This window comes from Pseudomonas sp. AA-38 (genome assembly GCF_029457475.1).
Lineage (GTDB): Bacteria > Pseudomonadota > Gammaproteobacteria > Pseudomonadales > Pseudomonadaceae > Aquipseudomonas.
Genome location: NZ_CP120359.1, coordinates 211,730 through 234,791 on the forward strand (window position 1 = coordinate 211,730; position 23,062 = coordinate 234,791).

Here is a 23,062-nt window from a genome sequence, read left to right on the forward strand (position 1 = left end):
CCGGCGACTGCGCTGCCAGGCCCGCATGCCTGTCAGCTCCAGTCGCGCGGCTCTAAAGCCGAAAACGCGTCAGCAGCGTATTCAGCGCCACGGCCAGGCGCGACAGCTCCTGGCTCGCCGCAGTGGTCTGGTCGGCACCAGCCGAACTCTGCAGCGACAGATCACGGATATTGACCAGGTTGCGGTCAACTTCGCGGGCCACCTGCGCCTGCTGTTCCGATGCGCTGGCAATGACCAGGTTGCGCTCGTTGATGGTTCCGATGGCCTCGGTGATCGTATCCAGTGCAGCACCAGCGGACTGCGCCAGTTCCAGGGTCGAGTCGGCGCGCTCCATGCTGGCGTTCATGGTAGCCACGGCCTGCTCGGTTTCCTTTTGGATGGCGCCGATCATTTGCTCGATCTCGCCGGTGGACTGCTGGGTGCGCTGGGCCAGCGCCCGTACTTCGTCAGCTACCACGGCAAAGCCACGTCCTTGATCGCCGGCACGCGCCGCTTCGATGGCTGCGTTGAGGGCCAGCAGGTTGGTCTGGTCGGCGATGGCGCGGATGACATTGACCACCTGACCGATATTGCGCACGTTGCCGGCGAGCAGGCTGACTTCTTCCCCCGCGCTGCCGATGTCCGCTGTCAGCAGGCGGATCGAGTCGATGGTTCGGCCGACCTGGGCATGACCATGGCGCGCACTCTGATCGGTATCGCGTGTGGCTTGCGAGGTGCTCACGGCATTGCGCGCCACTTCCTCCACCGCTGCGGTCATCTCGGTCACGGCAGTGACGGCCTGCTCGATTTCGGCATTCTGTTGATACAGGCCACGCCTGCCGTCTTCGGTGACCGCGTGCAGCTCCTCGGACGAGGAGGCCAGTAGGCTGGAGGAGTCGGCGACCTGTTGCAGGGTGTCGCGCAGGTTATGGCGCATGGCGTCGAGTGCCTGGAGCAACTGTGCCGGTTCATCCGTCCCAGCGTCGGAGATGTCGTGGTTGAGGTCGCCAGCGGCGATGTCTTGGGCGATGCTGACGGCCTGAGCGAGTGGTTGGGTGATACTCCGCGTGAGCAGCAGCGCGAGGACAATGGTGCTGGCGATGGCGGCTACAAGGGCGATGAGCACGACCTCGATGGCGTTGCTGTAGGCTGACTTGCTTTCGCTAGAAGCCAGCTTGGCGCCTTTCTCGTTCTGCCGTACCAAGGCCTGCAAGGCGACGACGACGGCATTGGCATGCGCGCTCAAGTCGCCTGCGACCAGTTGTTGAACCTGAGCTTCATCGCCCGCGCTCATCGCATTCATGACCTGCGCCTGCGTGTTCATGTAGCGTTCGCGCTCATCCCGAAAACGCTCATAGACATGCTGCTCTTCGTCTGAATTGATCAGCGCGACATAGGCCTGCTCGGCTTGCTCAAGGAGATGCTTGCACTGTTCTATCTTCGCCTGATCGGCGGCCCGTTGCTGGGCGTCGCGGATGATATGAGCGCGCAGAGTCAAGGCGCGCACCCTGGACATGTTCATGCTTATGTCTTCGAGGGCCAGGACGGCGGGCAACCACTTCCTTTCGATGGCATCGGATGCCTCGTCCATGCGCTTCATCTGCGCCAGGGTGATGGTGCCCAGCAGTAACACCAGCAGGGCCAGCAGGGCGAAGCCCGCCGCCGCTCGCGTACCGATACGGAGTTTTCTCAACAACATACGAACCTCATGACAGAACGGAGAGCTTGGCTCGGCTCAGCGGGACGGGCGGGGTGAGCGCTAGCGAGGTATCCGCTGAATGCCGGGCAGGTCGGCGAGTGCGAAGTCCGGGCGACCGAACAGGTAACCCTGCAGCCAGTCGCTGCCGAGGCTCCTGGCGCGCTGCAGGTCTTCTTGCGTCTCGATGCCCTCGACGATCACGCAGGGCGCCAGCGTCTTGCACAGCTCCAGCAGGTACTTGAGGGTTCGCTCGCCTTGTGTGGTGGTGCGGGCACGCTGGATATAGCTCTGGTCGATCTTGATGATGTCCGGCTGGCTTTGCTGGATGAAGGCCAATGTGCCGAAGCCCGAACCGAAGTCGTCTACCGCCACCTGGCAACCGCTGTTGCGCAGGTGCGTCACCAGTTCCACGGCGCTGCTGTGGCAGGGCGGTACGGTGCTTTCGGTGATTTCCACGACCAGCCGCCGAGCCACCGCATGGTCTGCCTCCAGCGCTTCCAGCGTGCTGTCCCAGTCCTGATCCCAGACCGTGCTCAGGGCCGAGATGTTGCAGCCCAGGGTGAGCGTGGGATGCGCCTGCAGCAGGCTGATCAGGGTGCTCAGCACTCGGTGATCCAGCGGGCGGATGACGTGCAGGCGTTCGAGCAGCGGAAAGGGGTTGAAGCCCAGCCCGCCACCTTCATGGCGCAACAGGCTTTCTCGATAGAGAATCTGCTCGGGGTCATGCGCGGCGACCACCGCCTGGAAGGCCAGGCAGAAGTGTCCGCGCTGCAGTTCGTCGTAGAACAGATGGGCGCGTTGCAGGTCGTCCAGTGCCTCCGGGGCAATGGGCGGCATGAGAGAGGGGGTGCGGATCATGCCCGCGCCTCTTGGCAGAACCTGCATATCGCTGGGCCGTACATCTTTCATTCCTTTGGCGAGGCCGTTGTCGAGCAGAGCAACGCGGGTGACGGCGAGAGCCAAACGCCCTTGCCGATGCGGGTTTAAACAGAGCCTGGAGAGTGGTGACGCTGTCGCGATTGCGCCTGCCTGGGCAGGGCGCTCCGCCGCGCAGGCAGCCTGGCGGCAGTGGGCTGACAGGCCTCCGCTGTTCTCGGCGAAGGCTGTGAACGGCTAGACACTATCGTCCCATTCCGGGGCTGGGCAGGAGAAGTGTTCTCAGATACCAATCGCATGTCCACGGAGTCACCCCCGCTGGCCCGTGGCTCGAACGAGATACAGGAGTTTCGATGCATTCGCTTACCACGTCCTGCTTCCAGGTGCTGCTCAAGGCCTTTGCTGGCCGTGACTCAGCTATCCCGGGGCTGGAGCAGATGCTTGCCAGCGCTGCCCAGATTCCCGTGCTGCAGGTCTACCGTTTTCTCGAGGCGCAGGTGGCCGAGAGCGGTGACCTGGATCTGGGCTTGCGTGCCTACGCACATTTCCATCCCAGCCTGCTGGGGGTGAAGAGCTACGCCATGATGTCCAGCGCGACCCTGAAGGACGCATTGCAGCACATGGTGGATTACCACCCGCTGACCAGTGATGGCTCGCACCTGTTTCTGGAGCAGGATCAGGAGCAGCTCAGGTTGGTGGGGCTGGAAATAGGGGCCGTGCGGCGTCAGGCTCCACGGGCCTTCATCGATGCCGGGGCGGCCCTGGCACTGGCTGCGGTGCATTGGCTGGCGCCCTTCCAGCGGCCGATGCCACTGATGCTGGAGCTGACCTATGCGCAGCCCGAGGACACCCGAGCACTACGGCGGCTGTTCGGCGCCGAGCTGCGCTTCGGCGCTGCCAGGAACTGCATGACCTTCAGCCTGGCCGATGGCGCGATTGCCTTGCCGACGGCAGCGCCAGCTCTGCATCCATTGCATGTCGAATACGCCAGAACCTGGCTGGACGAGCAGATCGACGGCTCGCTCGAAGCCAGAGTCCGCCGGGTGCTCAGCGCCCAGCTCAGCCTGGGTATCAGCCCTGGCCTGGGCGAGGTGGCCGATCAACTCGGCATGAGCAGGCGCAGCCTGCAGCATGGCCTGATGCGCGACGCGGTGAACTTCACCCGTTTGCTCGACGACGCGCGGCGGCGGCATGCGTCCAGCCTGTTGCGCAACAGCACGCGCAGCCTCAAGTACATCTCCGCGCAACTGGGTTTTCGTGACCAGAGCAGCTTCCACAAAGCCTGCATACGCTGGTTCGGCGTGTCGCCCCAGCACTATCGGCTCACACCTGCTGCGCTCGAGGGCGGCGCCTGAGCAGCAGCCGAGCGCGTCCGTCGATTGTTGGATCTGCCGGGGGACAAATCTATTGTTGTCACTTATCATACGTCTGACAACTGCATAGACGGTTGTTCATCCCGGCGCTGCAGCCGGGCCTCATTCAGTGTCCCCGGGTGACATCGTCGCCCCCTCTGACAGGAGAACACCATGCTGAGTCTGACTGGCCACAACTACATCGGCGGTGAGCGCCGCGCCGCCGGCACCACCTCGCTCCAGAGCCTCGACGCCAGCAGCGGTGAAGCGCTGCCCTACAGCTTCATCCAGGCCACGCCGGAAGAAGTCGATGCCGCCGCCCAGGCTGCCGCTGCCGCTTACCCCAGCTACCGCAGCCTGTCGGCCGTGCGCCGTGCCGAGTTCCTCGAGGCCATCGCTGACGAGATCGACGCCCTCGGTGATGACTTCGTCGCCCTGGTTTGCCGTGAAACCGCGCTGCCGGCTGCCCGCATCCAGGGTGAACGTGGTCGTACAAGTGGCCAGATGCGCCTGTTCGCCAAGGTGCTGCGCCGGGGTGATTTCTACGGTGCCCGTATCGACCGCGCCCTGCCGGATCGCCAGCCGCTGCCGCGCCCAGATCTGCGCCAGTACCAGATCGGCGTCGGCCCGGTCGCCGTGTTCGGTGCCAGCAACTTCCCCCTGGCCTTCTCCACCGCTGGTGGCGACACCGCGTCCGCCCTGGCGGCCGGCTGCCCGGTGGTGTTCAAGGCGCACAGCGGCCACATGGCCACTGCCGAATGCGTGGCCGATGCGGTGATTCGCGCCGCCGAGAAAACCGGCATGCCCAAGGGCGTGTTCAACATGATCTTCGGTGGCGGCGTCGGCGAGATTCTGGTCAAGCACCCGGCCATCCAGGCGGTCGGCTTCACCGGCTCGCTGAAGGGCGGCCGCGCCCTGTGCGACATGGCTGCCGCCCGTCCGCAGCCGATCCCGGTATTCGCCGAGATGTCCAGCGTCAACCCGGTGATCGTCCTGCCGGGCGCGCTCGCGACCCGTGGCGCTACCGTGGCCAAGGAATTGGCCGGTTCCGTGGTGCTGGGCTGTGGCCAGTTCTGCACCAACCCGGGCCTGGTCATCGGCATACGCAGCGCCGCGTTCAGCGATTTCGTCGCGGCCCTCAGCGACGCCATCGCCAGCCAACCGGCGCAGACCATGCTCAATGCCGGCACCCTGCGCAGCTATGCCAGCGGCCTGGCGCACCTGCACGGCCACGCCAAGGTCACCCACCTGGCGGGCAACGAGCAGGCCGGCAACCAGGCGCAGCCGCAACTGTTCAAGGCCGATGTCAGCATGCTGCTCGAAGGTGACCCGTTGCTGCAGGAAGAAGTCTTCGGCCCGACCACCATCGTCGTCGAAGCCGCCGACAGCGCCGAACTGACCCGTGCCCTGCAGAGCATGTACGGGCAACTGACCGCCACCCTGATCGCCGAGCGTGACGATCTGAGTGCCTTCCGTGACCTGCTGCCGCTGCTGGAGACCAAGGCTGGCCGTGTGCTGCTCAATGGCTACCCGACCGGCGTGGAAGTGTGCGATGCCATGGTGCATGGCGGCCCCTACCCGGCCACCTCCGATGCCCGTGGCACCTCCGTCGGCACCCTGGCGATCCACCGCTTCCTGCGCCCGGTGTGCTACCAGAACTACCCGGATGAAGTGCTGCCCGAAGCCCTGCAGAACGCCAACCCGCTGGGCATCCAGCGCCTGGTGGATGGCGTGCATACCCGTGATGCGCTGAGCTGATCGCGCTCTGCTGGTGACGGCAAGCCCCGGCTGCCAACCCGGGGCTTTTGCATATCTGCCGTTCCTCCGCTCACCGAGTGGGGGATCTTCCAGGTGCTTGCACGCCCTGGCAGAGGGCAGCAGTGGATGAGAAAGGCGAACTGAACTGCGAGGCGTGTGGCCGGGTCTGTTTAAGTACCCCTCATGGAATGCAAAGGAGCACCGCATGGATCTTATCCGTATCCTCATCGCCATCCTGCTGCCGCCGCTGGGCGTTTTTCTGCAGGTGGGTTTCGGCGGCGCGTTCTGGCTGAACATCCTGCTCACCCTGCTGGGCTACATTCCCGGCATCGTGCACGCGGTGTACATCATCGCCAAGCGCTGAGGTCTGTTCCGAGCCCATTCGCCTACCCATAACGTCGAACGCGCTTTCTCCCCTCTCCCGCTTGCGGGGCGACAGCGGAAACAGCGAAGCACTGCTTCGCCCGCTGTCGCGACCTGAGCTCTGCGAAGGGCTGGGGCACAGGGTGGGCCGGGGGAGAGGGCAGAAAATATCGCTGCAATTTCCTTATCCGCCCCTGGCTACGGCCCGCCACTTCTCAATGGCGAAGCCCCTCACTCCCGCCGCAAGAAATGCACACTGAACAACTGCGCCGGGTCGCGCCACATGGCCACGGAAGCGAAGCCGCAGTCGCCTGCCAGCTCGCGAAAGCCGCCCGGCGTGTACTTGTAGGAATTCTCCGTGTGCAGTGTCTCATCGGCGGCGAAGTCGAACACGCGGTCTTCGATGCGTACTCGTTGCGCCTGGCGGCTGACCAGGTGCATCTCGATGCGCGACTCGGCCTCGTTGTAGAAGGCCCGATGCTCGAAGCGGCGCGGGTCGATATCGCAGTCCAGCTCGTTGCGCATGCGCTCGAGCAGGTTGAGGTTGAACAGCGCAGTGACCCCGGCCGCATCGTTGTAGGCGCGCTCCAGCACCTGGCGATCCTTGACCAGATCCACGCCGATCAGCAAGCCACTGCCGGCCGGCAAGGCCTGATGCAGGTTGCGCAGAAAGGCGCGGGCCTCGCTCGGGTCGAAATTGCCGATGCTGGAGCCGGGAAAGAACGCCAGCGGGCGCTGCCCCAGCGCGTCGGCGGGCAGCTTCAGCGGTAGGCTGAAGTCGGCGCACAGGGCGTGCACATCCAACCAGCGATAGTCGGCCGCCAGGCGCCGGGTGCAGATCTCCAGAAACTCGCGGGAAATATCGATGCCCAGGTAACGCGCCGGGCGCAGGGCTTCGAGCAGCAGACGAATCTTGCGGCTGGCGCCGCTGCCCAGCTCCACCAGGCTGGCGTTGCGCCCGGCCAGCTCGGCGATATCCTTGGCCGCCAGACGCAGGATGGTCTCTTCGGTGCGCGTCGGATAGTACTCCGGCTGCTGGCAGATCAGCTCGAAGAGCTGCGAGCCGCGATGATCGTAGAAGAACTTCGGCGACATCGCCTTCGGTTGGGCCGCGAAGCCGCGCAAGGCTTCCTTGCGCAGTGACTCCTGTTCCGGGCTGAGGGATTGTTCGTGGGTGCGGATTGCCAATGCCATGCTCAAAGCTCCTTGGCCAGGCGCAGGCCGGAGAACTGCCAGCGCATCGTGGGGTAGAAGAAGTTGCGGTAGGTGGGGCGCACGTGGTCTTCCGGCGTGGCGCAACAGCCGCCGCGCAACACCATCTGCCCGGACATGAACTTGCCGTTGTACTCACCCAGGCTGCCGCCCAGCGGTCGAAAACCGGGGTAGGGCCGGTAGGCGCTGGCCGTCCATTCCCAGACATCGCCATAGAGCTGCTGCAGGCCATCGCTCGCGCCGGCAGCCACCGGTTGCAGGTGATCGTTCTCGACGAAGTTGCCCCACAGCGGCTCATCCTGCGCGGCGACTTCCCACTCTTCCTCGCGCGGCAGGCGCGCCTGCGCCCAGGTGGCGAAGGCCTCGGCCTCGTAGTAGCTCAGGTGGCAGACCGGCGCATGCAGATCCAGCTCGCGCGGCCCGCCCAGGGTCAGCTCCAGCCAGTCGTCGCCCTCGCGCAGCCAGTACAGCGGCGCCTGCCAGCCGGCGCGTTGGATATGATCCCAGCCGTCCGCCAGCCACAGCGCCGTGCTGCGGTAACCGCCATCACGGATGAACTGCAGATACTCGCCATTGCTCACCGGCCGGCTGGCGAGCTGGAAGGCCTCGACGAATACTCGGTGGCGCGGCCGCTCGCAGTCGAAGGCAAAGTCATCGCCGGCATGGCCGACATGGCGCAGCCCGGCGGGAAAGTCGACCCAGCGCAGCTCGCTTGCCGCTGCGCCGCCCGGCTTGAGGTCGCGGCGATAAACCGGCCGCAACGGGTTCTGCGCCAGGATGTGCTTGATATCCATCAGCAGCAGCTCCTGATGCTGCTGCTCATGCTCCAGGCCCAGCTCGATACGTTGCAGCACCTCCTCGGCCAACGCGCTGCCGGGCTGGAGCAACTGCTCCATGGCCAGGTCGACATGGCTGCGGTAGGCGTACACCTCGTTCACCGTCGGCCGCGACAACAAACCCCGCCGCGCCCGCTCGAAGGGCGTGCCGTGGGTCTGGTAGTAGGAATTGAACAGATGGTCGTAGCGCTCATCCAGCGAGCGATAGCTCGGCAGGAAGGGCTTTAGCACGAAGGCCTCGAAGAACCAGGTGACATGGGCCAGATGCCACTTCGGCGGGCTCACGTCCGCCATGCTCTGGATCACATAGTCTTCCGGTTCCAGCGGCTCGCAGAGCCGTTCGCTGGCGGCACGCACCCGCTGGTAGCACTGCCATAGCTGTTCGAGTCGAGAAGGTGAGGCGTCGATCCTGCTGGCGCGGGTTGGCATATCGCGCATCCTTTGCTGGCGTCGCGAAGCGCGACGGTTCTTAAAACCGACTGGGCGATAAGGGCAAAGGTTCAGGGAAAAGTGTGGCGTTTATATGGCAGGGGAGGTGGAAACGGAGGGCAGTTAACGGCTGGGGCGCTGTGCATCCCAGAAACCTGGGTGGGGTCGCGGTCGGTATTGCGCTGGCCGCCTCGCCCAGGTTTTTCAAGATCTGCTCGCGCTTTGCTTCCCCCGGATGGGTTCGGTATACGTTACATCCAACCTGAATTGTCACGTATACAGAACATGGACTATTCCCTTATCACGCAGCGGCTTGGCGAGCAGCTTCGGCAGCGCCGTTTGAATCGCGGGCTGACGCAGGCCGCGCTGGCTTCGCTGGCGGGTATCACGCGGCAAAAGGTTCGTTAAATTCGCAGTACCTTGAGATGCCTCTGAAAACTACGGCTTATATTGCGCATTACAACAAGGTCTCAACTGGCTTGCATTCTTCACGCCTGCGCTTCTACGGCCATATGTTTATGGCCATGGAAATTGGTTTTCCAGACCGTGAGGAACAGGATGAAATAGTGGCACACCTTGATCTTGAGTCAGGAAAGCTAAACAAGGCTATCGATCTGCTTGAACAACAGATAACCAAACTTAAAGAATACAAAGCCACCCTGATCAATAGCGCCGTGACCGGCAAGATCAAGGTGCCGGGTGTGGTGGAGTCAACCGAGATCGAGGAACGGGAGTTCGCCTGATGAGCGTGGAGCGCGACCTCAGCTATCTGCAATCGCTGCTGCGGGAGCTGTGCGCGCTGCCGCAGGAAACCGAATGGGTGGAGTTCAAGCAGGGCAACGACGATGCGCCGCTGATTGGCGAATACATCTCCGCCCTGGCCAATGCTGCTGCCTTGCTCGGCAAGGAATACGGCTACCTGCTGTGGGGTATCGACGATACCAGCCATGCCGTAACCGGCACCGCCTTCAAGCCCTCCACCGCACGCCATAAGCAGCAGGAGCTGGAAAGCTGGTTGTTGCAGAAGACCGCGCCGAAGATCCACTTCCGCTTCTTCGAGTTCGTCGCTGCCAAGGGGCTGCCGGTGGTGATTATGGAAGTCCAGGCGGCTCGCCATACCCCGGTGCAGTTCGATGGCGTGGAATATATCCGCGTCGGCTCCTACAAGAAGAAGCTGCGCGAGTTTCCGGAAAAGGAGCGGGCGCTCTGGCGCGTGTTCGACCGCGTGCCCTTCGAGCAGCAACTGGCCGCGCAGAATCTTGGCATCGACCAGGTGCTCAAGCTGCTCGACTATTCGGCCTACTTCGACCTTACCCATCAGCCTCTGCCGGAAGGGCGCGAGGCGATCCTCGCTGCGCTGGCTGCCGATCGTATGATCCAGCGCAGTGACAGCGGGCAATGGCATATCTGCAACCTGGGCGCGATTCTCTTCGCCAAGCGTCTGCAGGACTTCCCAGTGCTAGGGCGCAAGGCCGTGCGGCTGATTCACTACAAGGGCAACGGCAAGCTGGAAACCCTGCGCGAGCTGACCGGCAACAAGGGCTATGCCCTGGGCTTCGAGGGCTTGATCGACACCTTGAAAACCCTGCTGCCAGCCAACGAGGAAATCGGCAAGGCGTTCCGCCAGGAAGTGCCGATGTATCCGGAGCTGGCCCTGCGTGAGCTGGTGGCCAACGCCATCATCCACCAGGACTTCAATCTGAGCGGCACCGGGCCGATGATCGAGCTGTTCGAGCGCCGCCTGGAAATCACCAACCCCGGCGTGCCGCTGGTCGACCCGCAGCGCTTTCTCGACAGCCCGCCGCGCAGCCGTAACGAAGGGCTGGCCTCCTTCATGCGCCGCATCGGCATCTGTGAGGAACGTGGCAGCGGCATCGACAAGGTGGTGGCGCAGACCGAGCTGTACCAGCTACCGGCGCCGATCTTCGAGCAGACCGACGAACACACCCGCGTGGTTCTGTTCGCCCATCAGGACTACCGCGACATGGGCCAGGAGGATCGTATTCGTGCCTGCTACCAGCACTGTTGCCTGAAGTACGTGAATCGCGAACCAATGAACAACACCTCGTTGCGTCAGCGCTTCCAAATCGACGAAGGCAATAGCGCCATGGTCAGCCGTATCATCAAGCAGACCATCGAGGCGGGGTTGATCCGTTTGTATGATCCGGCTGCCAACCGCAAGGCTTATCGTTATGTGCCTTGCTGGGCCTGACCGATCTCATTTGACGGTCATTTGACTGGCGCACTCTTGGCGACAGGGAAATCAGGCCAAAGGCCCCGGTTTTAGGCGCTTGCCGGCCTGTCGCTCATTTGCCGGCCATTTGACTGAATGTCTAGCGCTGGACGAATAAGCCGATTCGTTAGACATTCGGCAGGCGCTCAGCCAGCTCCGCTACTGGCTGCGATGCCAGATAAATCAGTGGGTTAGTGGCAGTTCAGGTAGGTGATGGCAAATGTCTAAGCCCTTCCTGGTCAAATGGTTTAGACATTTGTACCCCGCGCCGGGCTAGCCTGGCGCAGGCAAGAAGGACAGGCACAAGGAAGCCGGCATGGTAAGCAAGACCAACGAACGGGCGCTGGAAGCCAGCATCGAGAAGTATCTGACCGGCACCTGCCTGGAAGAGTTGGCGGCTGTTCGCGAGGGTGCCGCCGAGCAGCCCTTCAGTGCCAACCATGGCTATCGCCTCGGGCGCGCCCAGGATTTCAATGCCCGCTATGCGGTCGATACCCGTGTGCTCTGGCAGTTTCTGCAGGACAGCCAGAGCGAAGCGCTGGACTGCCTCAAGCAGCGCTACACCGATTGGGATTTGCGCATCCTGGAGCGTTTCGACCGCCTGGTGAGCAAGTACGGCGTACTGCACCTGCTCAAGCGCGGCCTGGCCATCGATGATGTACATCTCGACCTGATGTACCCGGCGCCGCTGGCCAACAGCTCGCAACGGATCAAGCAGCAGTTCGCAGCCAATATCTTCAGCAGCACGCGCCAGGTGCGTTACTCCCTGAGCAACACCCTGGAAGAGCTGGATATGGTGCTCTTCATCAACGGCCTGCCCTTCGCCACGTTGGAGCTGAAGAACCCCTGGACGGGGCAGACAGCGCGCTATCACGGCCAGAGGCAGTACAAGCAGGAACGTGACAGCAGCCAGCCGCTGCTGCAGTTTGGCCGTTGCCTGGTACACATGACGGTGGACACCGACGAGGTCTATATGACCACCCGGCTGGCTGGCGCCGCAACCTTCTTCCTGCCGTTCAACAAGGGGCACAACCACGGCGCCGGCAACCCACCGAACCCCGACGGGCATCGCAGCGCCTACCTGTGGCGCGAAATTTTCAGTCGCGAGAGCGTGGCCAACATCATTCAGCATTTCGTGCGCATGGATGGCAGCAGCAAGACACCGCTGGCCAAGCGCACGCTGTTCTTCCCGCGTTATCACCAGCTCGATGTGGTGCGCCGTCTGGTGAAGCACGCCAGCGAGCATGGCGTGGGGCAGCGTTATCTGATCCAGCATTCGGCGGGCTCGGGGAAGTCCAATTCGATTACCTGGGCGGCTTATCAGTTGATCGAAACCTACCCGGCCTCACTGGCGGTTGCTGGCGCGCGGGCGTTGAGCGAGCCGTTGTTCGACTCGGTGATCGTGGTGACTGACCGCCGCCTGCTGGACAAGCAGTTGCGCGAGAACATCCGCGAGTTCTCCGAGGTGAAGAACATCGTCGCGCCGGCGCTGAAGTCCGCCGATCTCAAGCAGGCCCTGGAGCAGGGCAAGCGCATCATCATCACCACCATCCAGAAATTCCCAGTGATCGTCGATGGCATCGACGACATGGCGGGCAAGCGCTTCGCCGTGATCATCGACGAGGCGCACAGTTCGCAGGATGGCAGCGCCCACGGAACGATGAACCGGGTAATGGGGGCGACGAGCTGGATGACACGCAGGAGAAGATCCTCAGCGCCATCAAGAAGAGCAAAATGCGTGGCAATGCCTCCTACTTCGCCTTCACCGCTACGCCGAAGAACAGCACGCTGGAAAAGTTCGGCGAGCGGCAGGCCGATGGCCGCTTCGAGCCCTTCCACCTGTATTCGATGAAGCAGGCCATCGAGGAGGGCTTCATCCTCGACGTGTTGGCCAACTACACCACCTATCGCAGCTATTACGAGATCAAGAAGTCCATCCAGGACAACCCGCTGTTCGACAAGCTGAAGGCGCAGAAGAAGCTGCGTGCCTATGTCGAGCGCGACCAGCAGACCATCGATGCCAAGGCAGAGATCATGCTGGAGCACTTCATCGATCAGGTCGTCACGCCGAAGAAGCTCAAGGGCCAGGCCAAGGGCATGGCCATCACCCAGAACATCGAGGCGGCCGTGCGCTACCACAAGGCCATAAGCCGCCTGCTGGCGGAGCGCGGCACGCCATTCAAGGCGCTGATCGCCTTTTCCGGGGAGAAGCTGGTCGATGGTATCGAGTACAGCGAAGCGCAGATCAATGGCTTTCCCGAGGCCGATACGCGAGATCGGTTCGATACCGAGGAATACCGCCTGCTGGTGGTGGCCAACAAGTATCTGACTGGCTTCGACCAGCCCAAGCTGTGTGCCATGTATGTGGACAAGAAGCTGCAGGATGTCCTCGCCGTACAGGCGCTGTCGCGCCTCAATCGCTCGGCGCCCAAATGGGGCAAGAAAACCGAGGATCTGTTCGTGCTCGACTTCTTCAATGAAGTGGACGCCATCAAGAAGTCCTTCGATCCGTTCTATACCGCGACCAGCCTGTCGCGCGCGACGGACATCAACGTGTTGCACGAGCTCAAGGATCAGCTCGACGAGGTGGGTGTGTATGAGTGGCCCGAGGTGGAGGCGTTCGCCAGGCAATATTTCGACAATGTCGAGGCGGGCCAGCTAGTTGTGCTGATCGATATAGCGGTCGAACGCTTCGACCATGAGCTGGAGTTGGAGGAAGAGGCCAAGATCGACTTCAAGATCAAGGCCAAGCAGTTCGTGAAGATCTATGGCCAGATGGCTTCGATCATGCCGTATGAGATCGTTGCCTGGGAAAAGCTGTTCTGGTTCCTCAAGCTCCTGATTCCCAAGCTCAAGGTGCAGGACAAGGACGCCGATGAGATCGATGCCCTGCTCAACTCAGTCGATCTGGCGTCCTACGGACTGGAGCGGGTCAAGCTCAACCACCAGATCGTGCTGGATGAGGCGGATACCGAACTGGATCCGGCTAACCCCAACCCGCGTGGGATTCATGGTGGGGACGAGGACAAGGATCCGCTGGATGAGATCATCCACACCTTCAACGAGCGCTGGTTCCAGGGTTGGGGTGTGACCACCGAGGAAAAACGGGTGAAATTTCTCAGCATCCTCAAGGGCATTCAGGAGCATCCGGACTTCGAGAGCAAGTACCAGCAGAGCCATGACAATGACCACAAGAATCTGGCGTTCGAGAAAATTTTCGATGAGGTGATGTTGATGCGTCGCCGCCAGGACTTGGAGTTGTATCGACTGGTGGCTAGCGATGCGGCCGTCCGCTCTACCCTGCAGCAAGGTTTGCGCGGGCTTTTGGGCTAGCAGGTTATTGAAAACTACCTGCGTTGTTATCTCCCGGATTATTTGGCATTCAACGCGCTGCCCCGGCTCGAAAGCGTCCACGCCACCAGCGCGCCAACCACGATTGAGGCTTGTGCGGCACTGGCCGGGCCTGCCGTTGGAAGCGCGGTAACTCGCCTAGCGCGATCCACAGTTCACCCTGCCACTCCAGCAGATTGACCTGCTGGTTGTCCCATGCCATCAGGCAGCGCGACGGCTCATGAGCTGCCGCCGTCTCACTGTCGCGCAGCGCCGGCAAGGCCACATGGCTAAGCCAGCGGCGTAGATGACGGTTCTCTGGATGCGAGAAGCGCCATAACGCCCTGTACATGCCCGACTCGCTGAGCACCTCCACCGCTTCCAACTGCCCGCTGGCCAGTTGGAAGTGCACCACCTGCACCTGATCGGCATCCATCAACCGACAGATGCGCTCCGGGTGGCGATGACCCAGCAACCGCGCAAACTCGCGGGCGCAGACCCACGGCTGGCGGTCGATCATCACCCCGCGTAAGGGGCGGTTATGGCGCATTAGTACGATGGGGGTATAGGCGTCTTCCATAAGGCCTCCAGCAATCTAACTCGCATTATCTGAAAATCAGATATCTGGAGATTAGATATACCGTACCTGTCCTGTCAACGGACGGATGCCTCCTGTGGAAAAGTCGGTTTATCGAGACGAAAACCTGGTTTTCTTGAAATTGCTCAAACAGTGTCGGGTCGAGGCAGGACTGACCCAAGGCGACTTCGCCAAAGCGCTTGACCGCCCGCAGTCGTTCGTCAGCGACGTAGAACGCGGGCTGCGCCGGCTGGATCTGATTCAGCTACGGGATATCTGTCAGGTGCTGGGCATTAGCTTGAGCAGCTTTGTGAAGCGCTTTGAGGATGAGTTGGCTGGTATCAGTGGAGGGGATGATGCGGGTTCGGATTAAGCTCTGATGCGTGCCGGGTAGTGGTACACCGATCCGGGTGTACCACTACAGAAGAAATAAAGCATTTTCTCCAAGGGTGCTCTGGAACTGATCCGGGGGAAGGCTATTCCTGTTTTTCTTTCATGATGAAGGCTTAACATGTTTAAAAGCTGCATCTCTTCCCTTTTGAATTTCTTGAATAATGGATTTCCTTACTTGGTTTTTACTACCTTCTTCCAGTCGCGGCAGTTTTTCTATGCTGAAGTCGAAAACTGTTCTTGAGTAGTTGTCATCCCTTGAAGCCTTGCCGGAGAAAGCAAATTCAATACTGCAATCGCCAACGCTTGTGCCAAATTTGAAAGCGTAAATGGCTGTCATTTTTACCAGGTAGTAGTACTGATAATAGGCTGGTTCTTCAAGAAGAAATATTTTCCCCAAGTCTTTACCTTTTATTTGTATTTTATTAACATGGCCTTCCATCCACTCTATCCTTTGCTCCTTGGGTAAAGCTCCAGCTTCCTGATCTCGGATGATTTCAAAGGTTCCAATTTCTTTGAAGGAGAACTCAGGGGTTCTCATGGACGTTAATTGAAGGAAGAAGCGAATTCGCTCACTGTTCGTGAAGTCATCGAAGATAATAGCCTCTGGTTTTTCGTTCGTTGTCACTCCTCTTGACTTGTAGAATTTTCCAATGGCGCTAGTCAATGCTTCATTGAGCCTGTTGGTGTCTTTTGATGTTCTGAATTTATTGGCCTCAATTTCCAAACTGTTATCAGATTGTTTTAGACGTATCTCGCCTGGATAAGTCATTTCTTGCTCTATGAAATCCGTGCTAAAGTCAAGTACTCGCAGTGAGTATGCAATTCGTAATTCTCCATTAGCATCTACTGATATTTCGGGTTCAGAAGCAAATTCGCGTCCTTCATCTAGAGTAATACCACCGATTACAGAATCGAAATTATCTAACAGCTCTGCTTTCCAGTCTGCCTCTGGGGAGGTGAGTTTGAATTTGTCAGATGAGTATTTCTTGCCGGATTCGCGTATGAATGATTTTTCAATGAGACGTTTGAATTCATTTGGAGTAAGTAGGCACGCACTTAGGAGCGGTACAGTGTCCGACTTATCGGTGCTTCCGACGAATATTCCTTTCTCTTTTAGCGTCTCTACTATTTCACCGCGGCTGATGTGGTCGCTATTCAGAAGTATGCGTAAACGATCACCCCACAATATAGCGCGCTCGTAGTCAAATTGCTTGGCTGCTGTTTTCATAGCTAGTACTCCAAAAGATCAAGAATGGACTCTTTGTAGCAAAACACTTTAATGTTTGCCTTCCTCTCTTGGTATGCCATGAGAACGGAGTCTTTTTCCTGAAGGTCATCAGCAGGATGGTAGCTTTCCAATCCAATGAAAATGTCTTCTACCCAGCCATCTGCAAAGTCGAAAGCCAGGCTGCAAAGTTTTTTCAAAGTGTCTTCTGAAAAGGATTGTTTGGCGTATAAGCAGAGTGACGGTTTTTCCCCTAACATGAACCTGATAGGGATAAGATCGGAAGCTATGAGTTCAATTGGTAGCAGTTCGCCATAGCGCTCATCTGCAGAAGCGATGACGTTCCCTAGCTTTGGATAGTAAAAATGGTACTCTTTTCCTTGCTTGATGCCTCGAAAGTGGCTGATGGCCTCTTTGATGAAAGAGGCGCGCGACATATCTATAAGGTAAAGTGGATAATTTGATGAAAGATCTAGCTGAATATTATTCAGGTAGGGTTTTATATCCCTGTCCAGGCTTCCTCTATCTCCATGGAGCCACACAAGTAGCCCTATGTGCTTCTTTTGGCTACGGCCTTGGAATGTCTTTAACTTATGAGATATTTCAGGGCTTATTTTTGAACATGAGACAATCTCGTCAAGCTCGGAGAGATGCTTTTTGAATTCTGTTTTGACTCCTTTCTCTCCTTTTGGATAACCATTCTTGGCGTTTTTTGACGATACATAAATGACGTCAGTTCGGTTGTCATGGAGTGGGTTGTTATAGATGAAAACGAAGTCGTTTCCATGAGTGTTTTCTCGAGCGTGAGTCTTGTTGTTGCAGGGTACACTAAGTCCCTTAATAAGGTTGCTCCATCCAATTAACTTTAAAAGCTCTTCTGTAATTTTTTCTCCGTTTTCGCCGGAGGTTTTCGATGACTCACCCATTGCCAGTCTCCAACGTCACGTCTATTTTTACTGTTTGACCATTGATCGTAAAATCCACACTTTTAAATGAGAGATTTTTGGGGATTGCCAAGGTAATGTCGTGGCCTAGATCAATACGACTCAAAGCCTTTTTTAGCTTTGCGTTGAAATTTTTGGTTGGGATGCTCATCTCTTCGTGGTTCACCAAGCCTTTTCGTTCAATGATCCGATTTAGCTCAGTATTCCATATGTTAAGGGGTACATATTTTTCTGAGACTTCCTTTATTTCGCTGCTTAGAATCTCATCTCTATCTACGCATAATGCAGCTACTTCATCACAGAATTTATGGCGGGCAGCAGGGTTTTCAATGTTCTCTCGGACTTTCTCTACTAGTCCAATAGCCACAGCAGATTTTGTTTTTTCATCTGGAAGTTGTTTTGCTTTCAGAAAATCATCAATCCAATACTTTGTGCGACTGCTAAGACGGTCAATGGCATAAATTGTTTTGGAATTCTCGATGATAAGAACACCTTTATCAATCAGTTCGGGGTTAATCCCGCTGGAAACTTCGAGTTTTCTAGTTCCCCCATCTGTGTGGGCTGATATGTACTGTTGTTTTGATTCTGATTTGTAAATGCCGATGGCGGGGCTGTATTTGTCATCTATTTTTAGGTTTTCAAACTGAATTACAAAAAGATCGCCTGCTGCTATGTTGGGATGATGTGTCGAGGTATATAGATGGCTAGCTAAATTTTTTGAAAGCTCCACGAATGATATTTTTTTAGAGAAAAAAGCAGATGTATGATGCGCAACATCATTGAGTGCAATGTTGCTTTCATGGCTGAGTATGTATTGGTTCTTGCTGCTAACAATGCCGCGCAAATACCCCCCGAGGATTAGGTTTGAGATACTGTTCGTAAGGGAAAAGCATTGATCTGCTAATATTAAAGGCTCTTCTCTTAGGCGGTTTCCAATTTGGTGCAGGATGACCGACTGAACAACTGACTCACCAATTTCCATTTGTTTTTCCTTTATTTCATTTCGCATAGTGATGCCACATATTAGGCCAGACCCTCTTCAACTCTAGCTAGTAATAGTGCACAAGCCGCAGTTTCCAGTTTTCTCAAAAACTTTAGCGATGCTGCATCGTCCGGCACTTCGGAAACCCCGAACACCCCCAAAACTGCTGCCCAGCCTTCGGCCCTGTCTTCACCGTGCGAATCAGCAGCGCGCTTCCGCATTTCGGACATTGCCGATCGGCTGTCGGGTCGCTACGGCGCTTGAGGTTCTGCACATGCTCGCGGTGCGTGGCGAGGGTTGGGGCTCGGCGGCCCGTTTGCAGGGCGTGAAGCATGGCGTCGACTTCAGCCTCGCTGAATACCGGCTGCTGGAATGACTGGATATAGCGAATAAAGCCGATGCCCTGGGTGACGTTAGCCGGCACTTCGGTTTTGAAGGTGCTGCCGCCGATGAAGGTGATGACCGAATGCAGATGCTCGGGGCTGACGCCAAGGGTGGCCTCCAGCGCCTTGAGGTGCTTGTAGTTCTGCCGTAGCGGGTTCTGGAATTTGAAGCTGCGTTTGTAGAGCTTCTGCGTCCACTGCGCCTGCTTCTCGCTGCCGAAGATCCAGCCGCTCATGTTCTTCGTTTCCAGCACGAAGATGCCGTAGGGCGAGAGGAATACGTGGTCGAGCTGTGTGGTGCCGTTCGGCGTATTCAGGGCACCTCTAAAAACTACCTGCGTTGCCGTCGCTGCGTTAAAAACAGGCTCAAAATGCTCATTTACAACTCGTAAACTGCGCTTTTTCGCCTGTTTTTGCCTTGCGCTGGCTGCCTCGCCTACGTTTTTAGAGGCACCCTTCAGGGTGACGTTGTGCAGGCGGCGGTAGGTCTGTTTGTCCAATTGCCAGTGGGCGAACAGGCGCACCAGCAGTTCACCGATATGCCCCTTGGCCCAAGGCGATTTGAGCAGGCCGATCAGCAGGGCTGCCGGGATGAACCAGACCAGCATGCCCCAGACCTGGGCGACTATCGGGGTGAAATCCATTTTTCTTCCTTGAGTGGCTGCTTGAAGGACGGGCGAGCAGATGTGCCGAAATCCAGGTGCCTGGCACTGCTTCGGATAATGGCTAATTGCTTTCAAGTGCTCAAGGGGATTGAGACCATCGTCCTATGGCGCGATGACGCACCAAAGGCTGATCCAGTCGCCTCAGATGCTCAGCGTGCTATCTGGTATCGAGTACTGCGCCCTCCACCGGGCAGCCGCTCGATACAGCCCTTCTCCAGCAGGTCGCTCAGATGACGGGTCGCGGTGGCTTTGGAGACCTTGGCCACGGCCTGGTATTGCGCCGCGCTGATGCCATTCTCGAAACCTGCTTCACCGCCATCGAGCAGGCGGTTAAGCACTTTGATCTGCTCGGCTGATAGCGCCTGGCTGCGGTGCTTCTGCCAGAAGCGCGCCTTGGCCAGTACGCGGTCGATGTGGGCCAGGGCCTGTTCCAGGCTGTTGAGCAAGGTGGCGAGAAACCACTGCAGCCAGGCGGTGATATCCAGGCCGCCTTTCTGGCTGGCTTCGAGGGCGCGGTAATAGCCGGCGCGGTCATCGAGGATGCTCGCGGACATGGCGTAGAAGCGGATGGCCTGTTGTTCGCCCTGAGCCAATGCCAGATCGGTGATGGCGCGGGTGAGGCGACCATTGCCATCATCGAAGGGGTGCAGGGTCACGAACCAGAAATGGGCGATGCCGGCACGCAGAAAGGGGTCGAGCCCGCCATCGCTGCGGCTGCTCTCGAACCAGGCGAGAAAGTCCGCCAGTTGCGCTTCCAGCCCGGCGCGGGGTAGGGCCTCGAAATGCACGGTCGGGCGGTCGATACGACCGGAAACCACCTGCATGGGCTCATTGCCGCGTAGTGCGCCGATGTGCAGGGGGCGCACCAGCAGTGGGTCATCGCTGGGGAATAGCCAGCGGTGCCAGGTGAACAATCGCTGTATATCCAGCGGTTGTTGGTGTTCGCGGGTGGCATCGAGCAGCAGCTCTGCCAGCCCTTCGGAGCGGGAGGTGGTGCGGCCTGCTTCGTTCAGCCCCAGGCGCTTTGCCAGCGATGAGCGCACCGAGCCGACATTCAGTTGTTCACCCTCGATGGCGGAAGAGGTGAGGATGTTCTGCAGCAGGGCATCCAGGCTGCTCTGCGCTTCGGTGTCGCTGCCCACTGCGCCGAGCATGCCGAGCAAACGCCCCTGAGCCTGGGTGCAGGCACGCAGCAGCGGGGCAAGTGCTTCGGCTTGCCAACCGAAGTGTGGCCAGTCGGGCTGCTGCCAGATCCAGAGCGGGTCATTCATAAGGCTGTTCATCTGTGAGCCGATTAACGAGCCTATTCGGCTCACTGAGTGAGCCGATAATGGCGGTTATTCGGCTCAGTGTCCAATCCTCCCTTGCTCTATAACCTGCCGCGTTCAGCGTGGATTCGCATGTGGGCAGCAGCTACTCGGAGCGGCCAATCGCTTCGCACCCCTGGCCGTCGCTAGCCGCTATCCTGCAAATCGCGAGGCAGGGCGAGCATCTGCCCACCCTGCGCTCGGCCTTGCGCTTAACGAGCCGCCTGGGTCTTTTCCACCGCCTGGATAATCACCTTGGCCACGTCGGCCGGGCGTGACTGTTGCGGCACGTGGCTGGCGGCGAGCTCGGTGGTCTGCGCGCCGAGCTTCTTGGCGAAGTCGCGCTGCATCTCCGGCACTATCATGCGGTCATCGCTGGCGACGATGTACCAGGACGGCTTCTGCTGCCAGGCCGCGACGCTGGTGCGCTCATCGAAGGCGGCTGCGCGGATCGGGCCCTGCGTGGCGGCCATCACCGCGGTCTGCTCGGCCGGCAGATCCTGGGCGAAGTCGGTGGCCATGCCCTGGGGCGTCAGGTAGAGGAAGCCATTCTTGTCCGCCGCGATCTGGCTCGAGCCCGGCGCGGTGCGATAACCCTCGTAGAGCTCCTTGCTGGCCTGGCCGGCGTTCGGTGCAAAGGCCGCGACATACACCAGGCTGCGCACCTTCTCGTCGGCACCGGCCTGGCTGATCACCGTGCCGCCCCAGGAGTGGCCGACCAACACCACGTCGCCTTCCTGATTGTTCAGTACGCGCTGCGTGGCAGCTACGTCGTCGGCCAGCGAGGTCAGCGGGTTCTGCACGACGGTGACTTTGATGCCTTTGTTCTGCAAAAGCGGCACGACCTTGGCCCAGTCGGAGCCGTCGGCGAAGGCGCCGTGGACGATGACCACCGACGCTTTGCTCTCGGCTGCCTGGCTGCTGGCGGCGAAGAGGGGGCTGGCGATGGCGAGTGCGAGGATGAGGGGCTTGGCGTTGAACATGATTGAATCTCCTGTGCTTGGGGGAGTTCAGTGTCGATAATGCGCCGGTGTCGCGGTATCGGTCGTTTATCCGAGGCCGGCGAAAAAGGAGAGCTGCAATGCAGGTGAATGACGCCGTCGCGCTCGAAGACGCCATGCTGGCCCTGGCCATGGTGGGTGACCTGAGCATGGGCCAGCCCATCGACCAGTCGCGCCGTACCGCGCGCCTGGCGCAATGGCTGGTGCAGGCTTGCGGCGGCAATCAGGCGCAAGTCGATGCGGCGCGGCAAGTGGCGCTGTTGCGTTGGTCCGGTTGTACCGCCAACGCCGATGGCTTCATGCGCTTGTTCGGGGATGACGTCGGCGGGCGTCGTGACATGCTCGCGCACACCCTGGATGCGGCCGGCCAGCGCGCCATGCTGCGTACTACACCCTTGGCCGTGGTGCACTGCGAAGTGGCCGGCGAGGTGGCCCGCACGCTCGATCTGCCGGCAGAGGTGGAGGTGGGGCTGCGGCATATCTTCGAGTGCTTCGATGGCAGCGGCCGGCCGCTGGGCCTGCGTCATCCCGACATCCCCGAGGTGGTCTACCCGGTGGTGCTGGCCGGCGATCTGGAAATCCTCTCGCGCGTGCATGGCCTGGAAGCGGCGTTGCAGTGGATCGGCGCCCAGGGCGATCGGCGTTACCCGGCCGCGCTGGTGGCCGAGCTCACCCGCCAGGCAGCCGACTGGCTGCACGCCCTGCGCTCGCCAGAGGGCAGCCAGGCCACCAGCGGCGCGGCGGTTGCCCTGACTCTGGTGGGCGATGTGATCGACCTCAAGCTGCCCTGGCTGGCCGGTCATTCACGCCAGGCCGCAAGCCTGGTGCGCGATGCCGGCCGGCTCTGGGGCTTGCCCGAGCCGCGTATCGAGCTGCTGGCCAAGGCGGCATTGATCCATGGCCTGGGCCGTGCGGCGGTGCCCAATCGAATCTGGAGCACACCCGGCCCGCTGCTCGACGGTGACCTCGAATCGGTGCGCCTGGTGCCGTACTGGACGCACCGTGCCTGCAGCCAGATCGGCGGCCTGAGCGAGGTCGGGCAACTGGCCGCGCATGCCTACGAGCGGCTCGATGGCAGTGGTTATTTCCGTTCTTTGAGCGGCGACGCCCTGGGCGTCGAACACCGCCTGCTGAGCGCTGCGCTGGCCTGGCAGGCACTGCGCAGCGAACGCCCATGGCGCGCTGCATTCAGCGATGGCCAGGCCGCCCGGTTGCTGCAGGACGAGGCCGAGCAGGGCCGCTTCGACCCACGCGCCTGCCAGGCGGTGATCAATGCCGCACACGGTGAACAGGCGCCGCTGGCCAGCAAGCCCGGCAACGGCCTGCTCAGTGAGCGCGAGACGCAGATCCTGCAACGCATCAGCAGCGGAGCGAGCAACAAGGAAGTGGCGCGCGACCTGGGCATCAGCCCGAGCACGGTGCGTACCCATGTCGAGAGCGTGTTTCGCAAGCTGCAGTGTTCGACGCGTGCGGCTGCGACCTTGAAGGCGCTGACGCTGGGGGTGATCTGAGGCGGCG

General features: G+C 59.8%; 20 protein-coding genes and 1 pseudogene. 10 read left to right on the forward strand and 11 right to left on the reverse strand.

Going from position 1 to position 23,062, the window contains the following annotated elements; genetic code table 11:
* Positions 1-52: 52 nt before the first annotated feature.
* Positions 53-1,678 (reverse strand): methyl-accepting chemotaxis protein, encoded by a 1,626-nt coding sequence (locus PVE35_RS00980; RefSeq protein ID WP_277373484.1) that lies wholly within the window; start codon positions 1,676-1,678, stop codon positions 53-55.
* A gap of 60 nt (positions 1,679-1,738) precedes the next feature.
* Entirely contained in the window at positions 1,739-2,536 is a 798-nt protein-coding gene (locus PVE35_RS00985) for an EAL domain-containing protein (RefSeq protein WP_277373485.1), read from the reverse strand.
* A 371-nt stretch (positions 2,537-2,907) separates the two neighbouring features.
* Between PVE35_RS00985 and PVE35_RS00990 the strand changes: the two genes are divergently transcribed.
* From PVE35_RS00990 to PVE35_RS01000, 3 genes are all read left to right on the forward strand, one after another.
* Entirely contained in the window at positions 2,908-3,909 is a 1,002-nt protein-coding gene (locus PVE35_RS00990) for an AraC family transcriptional regulator (RefSeq protein WP_277373486.1), read from the forward strand.
* 171 nt (positions 3,910-4,080) lie between these two features.
* Positions 4,081-5,664, forward strand: a complete 1,584-nt coding sequence (locus PVE35_RS00995) for an aldehyde dehydrogenase (NADP(+)) (protein ID WP_277373487.1) — start codon at positions 4,081-4,083, stop codon at positions 5,662-5,664.
* A gap of 205 nt (positions 5,665-5,869) precedes the next feature.
* On the forward strand, positions 5,870-6,028 hold the full coding sequence (locus tag PVE35_RS01000; protein ID WP_003084988.1) for a YqaE/Pmp3 family membrane protein: 159 nt from the start codon (positions 5,870-5,872) through the stop codon (positions 6,026-6,028).
* A 230-nt stretch (positions 6,029-6,258) separates the two neighbouring features.
* On the opposite strand, the gene egtD is transcribed toward PVE35_RS01000, so the two are convergent.
* Positions 6,259-7,221 carry an L-histidine N(alpha)-methyltransferase gene (egtD, locus tag PVE35_RS01005; RefSeq protein ID WP_277373488.1) on the reverse strand — a complete coding sequence of 321 codons (963 nt, stop codon included), beginning with the start codon at positions 7,219-7,221 and terminating at the stop codon, positions 6,259-6,261.
* A gap of 2 nt (positions 7,222-7,223) precedes the next feature.
* Positions 7,224-8,513, reverse strand: coding sequence for an ergothioneine biosynthesis protein EgtB (egtB, locus tag PVE35_RS01010; protein ID WP_277373489.1), 1,290 nt, complete (start codon positions 8,511-8,513; stop codon positions 7,224-7,226).
* Between the two features lie 276 nt (positions 8,514-8,789).
* On the opposite strand from egtB, the pseudogene PVE35_RS01015 reads away from it, so the two are divergent.
* The 5 genes and pseudogenes from PVE35_RS01015 to PVE35_RS01035 all read left to right on the forward strand — a co-directional run.
* Positions 8,790-8,906, forward strand: a pseudogene (locus tag PVE35_RS01015) (helix-turn-helix transcriptional regulator); the annotation flags it as partial.
* A gap of 23 nt (positions 8,907-8,929) precedes the next feature.
* Positions 8,930-9,247, forward strand: coding sequence for a hypothetical protein (locus PVE35_RS01020; protein WP_277373490.1), 318 nt, complete (start codon positions 8,930-8,932; stop codon positions 9,245-9,247).
* On the forward strand, positions 9,247-10,716 hold the full coding sequence (locus PVE35_RS01025) for an ATP-binding protein (protein WP_277373491.1): 1,470 nt from the start codon (positions 9,247-9,249) through the stop codon (positions 10,714-10,716). Before PVE35_RS01020 ends, PVE35_RS01025 begins: the two co-directional genes overlap by 1 nt.
* Before the next feature lie 337 nt (positions 10,717-11,053).
* Positions 11,054-12,589 carry a DEAD/DEAH box helicase family protein gene (locus tag PVE35_RS01030; protein WP_277373492.1) on the forward strand — a complete coding sequence of 512 codons (1,536 nt, stop codon included), beginning with the start codon at positions 11,054-11,056 and terminating at the stop codon, positions 12,587-12,589.
* Positions 12,472-14,070, forward strand: a complete 1,599-nt coding sequence (locus PVE35_RS01035) for a hypothetical protein (protein ID WP_277373493.1) — start codon at positions 12,472-12,474, stop codon at positions 14,068-14,070. The genes PVE35_RS01030 and PVE35_RS01035 overlap by 118 nt, the downstream gene beginning before the upstream one ends.
* Before the next feature lie 49 nt (positions 14,071-14,119).
* On the opposite strand, the gene PVE35_RS01040 is transcribed toward PVE35_RS01035, so the two are convergent.
* A complete protein-coding gene (locus PVE35_RS01040) occupies positions 14,120-14,647 on the reverse strand; it encodes a Bro-N domain-containing protein (protein WP_277373494.1) in 528 nt (175 codons plus the stop codon).
* Between the two features lie 94 nt (positions 14,648-14,741).
* On the opposite strand from PVE35_RS01040, the gene PVE35_RS01045 reads away from it, so the two are divergent.
* Positions 14,742-15,017, forward strand: coding sequence for a helix-turn-helix transcriptional regulator (locus PVE35_RS01045; protein ID WP_277373495.1), 276 nt, complete (start codon positions 14,742-14,744; stop codon positions 15,015-15,017).
* Positions 15,018-15,137: 120 nt separating this feature from the next.
* Here PVE35_RS01045 and PVE35_RS01050 read toward each other — a convergent pair whose 3' ends face one another.
* The 6 genes from PVE35_RS01050 to PVE35_RS01075 form a co-directional block, all read right to left on the reverse strand.
* The gene (locus PVE35_RS01050) at positions 15,138-16,265 is read right to left on the reverse strand and encodes a hypothetical protein (RefSeq protein ID WP_277373496.1); all 1,128 of its coding nucleotides are present in this window, start codon (positions 16,263-16,265) and stop codon (positions 15,138-15,140) included.
* A 2-nt stretch (positions 16,266-16,267) separates the two neighbouring features.
* On the reverse strand, positions 16,268-17,188 hold the full coding sequence (locus tag PVE35_RS01055; RefSeq protein WP_277373497.1) for a hypothetical protein: 921 nt from the start codon (positions 17,186-17,188) through the stop codon (positions 16,268-16,270).
* Complete coding sequence (locus PVE35_RS01060; RefSeq protein WP_277373498.1) at positions 17,181-18,188, reverse strand: nucleoid-associated protein; 1,008 nt, start codon at positions 18,186-18,188, stop codon at positions 17,181-17,183. Before PVE35_RS01060 ends, PVE35_RS01055 begins: the two co-directional genes overlap by 8 nt.
* A 112-nt stretch (positions 18,189-18,300) precedes the next feature.
* Complete coding sequence (locus tag PVE35_RS01065; RefSeq protein WP_277373499.1) at positions 18,301-19,215, reverse strand: NERD domain-containing protein; 915 nt, start codon at positions 19,213-19,215, stop codon at positions 18,301-18,303.
* A 170-nt stretch (positions 19,216-19,385) separates the two neighbouring features.
* Entirely contained in the window at positions 19,386-20,507 is a 1,122-nt protein-coding gene (locus PVE35_RS01070; RefSeq protein WP_277373500.1) for a Fic family protein, read from the reverse strand.
* 248 nt (positions 20,508-20,755) lie between these two features.
* Positions 20,756-21,526: an alpha/beta hydrolase gene (locus PVE35_RS01075; RefSeq protein ID WP_277373501.1), complete on the reverse strand. Its 771-nt coding sequence runs from the start codon at positions 21,524-21,526 to the stop codon at positions 20,756-20,758.
* 98 nt (positions 21,527-21,624) lie between these two features.
* Here PVE35_RS01075 and PVE35_RS01080 point away from each other — a divergent pair, with 98 nt between their 5' ends.
* On the forward strand, positions 21,625-23,055 hold the full coding sequence (locus tag PVE35_RS01080) for an HD domain-containing phosphohydrolase (protein WP_277373502.1): 1,431 nt from the start codon (positions 21,625-21,627) through the stop codon (positions 23,053-23,055).
* Positions 23,056-23,062: the final 7 nt, after the last annotated feature.

Coding starts and splice junctions, on each gene's coding strand:
- PVE35_RS00980 (WP_277373484.1), bottom strand. CDS start 1,678: ATGTTGTTGAGAAAACTCCGTATCGGTACGCGAGCGGCGGCGGGCTTC.
- PVE35_RS00985 (WP_277373485.1), bottom strand. CDS start 2,536: ATGATCCGCACCCCCTCTCTCATGCCGCCCATTGCCCCGGAGGCACTG.
- PVE35_RS00990 (WP_277373486.1), top strand. CDS start 2,908: ATGCATTCGCTTACCACGTCCTGCTTCCAGGTGCTGCTCAAGGCCTTT.
- PVE35_RS00995 (WP_277373487.1), top strand. CDS start 4,081: ATGCTGAGTCTGACTGGCCACAACTACATCGGCGGTGAGCGCCGCGCC.
- PVE35_RS01000 (WP_003084988.1), top strand. CDS start 5,870: ATGGATCTTATCCGTATCCTCATCGCCATCCTGCTGCCGCCGCTGGGC.
- egtD (WP_277373488.1), bottom strand. CDS start 7,221: ATGGCATTGGCAATCCGCACCCACGAACAATCCCTCAGCCCGGAACAG.
- egtB (WP_277373489.1), bottom strand. CDS start 8,513: ATGCGCGATATGCCAACCCGCGCCAGCAGGATCGACGCCTCACCTTCT.
- PVE35_RS01020 (WP_277373490.1), top strand. CDS start 8,930: ATGCCTCTGAAAACTACGGCTTATATTGCGCATTACAACAAGGTCTCA.
- PVE35_RS01025 (WP_277373491.1), top strand. CDS start 9,247: ATGAGCGTGGAGCGCGACCTCAGCTATCTGCAATCGCTGCTGCGGGAG.
- PVE35_RS01030 (WP_277373492.1), top strand. CDS start 11,054: ATGGTAAGCAAGACCAACGAACGGGCGCTGGAAGCCAGCATCGAGAAG.
- PVE35_RS01035 (WP_277373493.1), top strand. CDS start 12,472: ATGCGTGGCAATGCCTCCTACTTCGCCTTCACCGCTACGCCGAAGAAC.
- PVE35_RS01040 (WP_277373494.1), bottom strand. CDS start 14,647: ATGGAAGACGCCTATACCCCCATCGTACTAATGCGCCATAACCGCCCC.
- PVE35_RS01050 (WP_277373496.1), bottom strand. CDS start 16,265: ATGAAAACAGCAGCCAAGCAATTTGACTACGAGCGCGCTATATTGTGG.
- PVE35_RS01055 (WP_277373497.1), bottom strand. CDS start 17,188: ATGGGTGAGTCATCGAAAACCTCCGGCGAAAACGGAGAAAAAATTACA.
- PVE35_RS01060 (WP_277373498.1), bottom strand. CDS start 18,188: ATGGAAATTGGTGAGTCAGTTGTTCAGTCGGTCATCCTGCACCAAATT.
- PVE35_RS01065 (WP_277373499.1), bottom strand. CDS start 19,215: ATGGATTTCACCCCGATAGTCGCCCAGGTCTGGGGCATGCTGGTCTGG.
- PVE35_RS01070 (WP_277373500.1), bottom strand. CDS start 20,507: ATGAATGACCCGCTCTGGATCTGGCAGCAGCCCGACTGGCCACACTTC.
- PVE35_RS01075 (WP_277373501.1), bottom strand. CDS start 21,526: ATGTTCAACGCCAAGCCCCTCATCCTCGCACTCGCCATCGCCAGCCCC.
- PVE35_RS01080 (WP_277373502.1), top strand. CDS start 21,625: ATGCAGGTGAATGACGCCGTCGCGCTCGAAGACGCCATGCTGGCCCTG.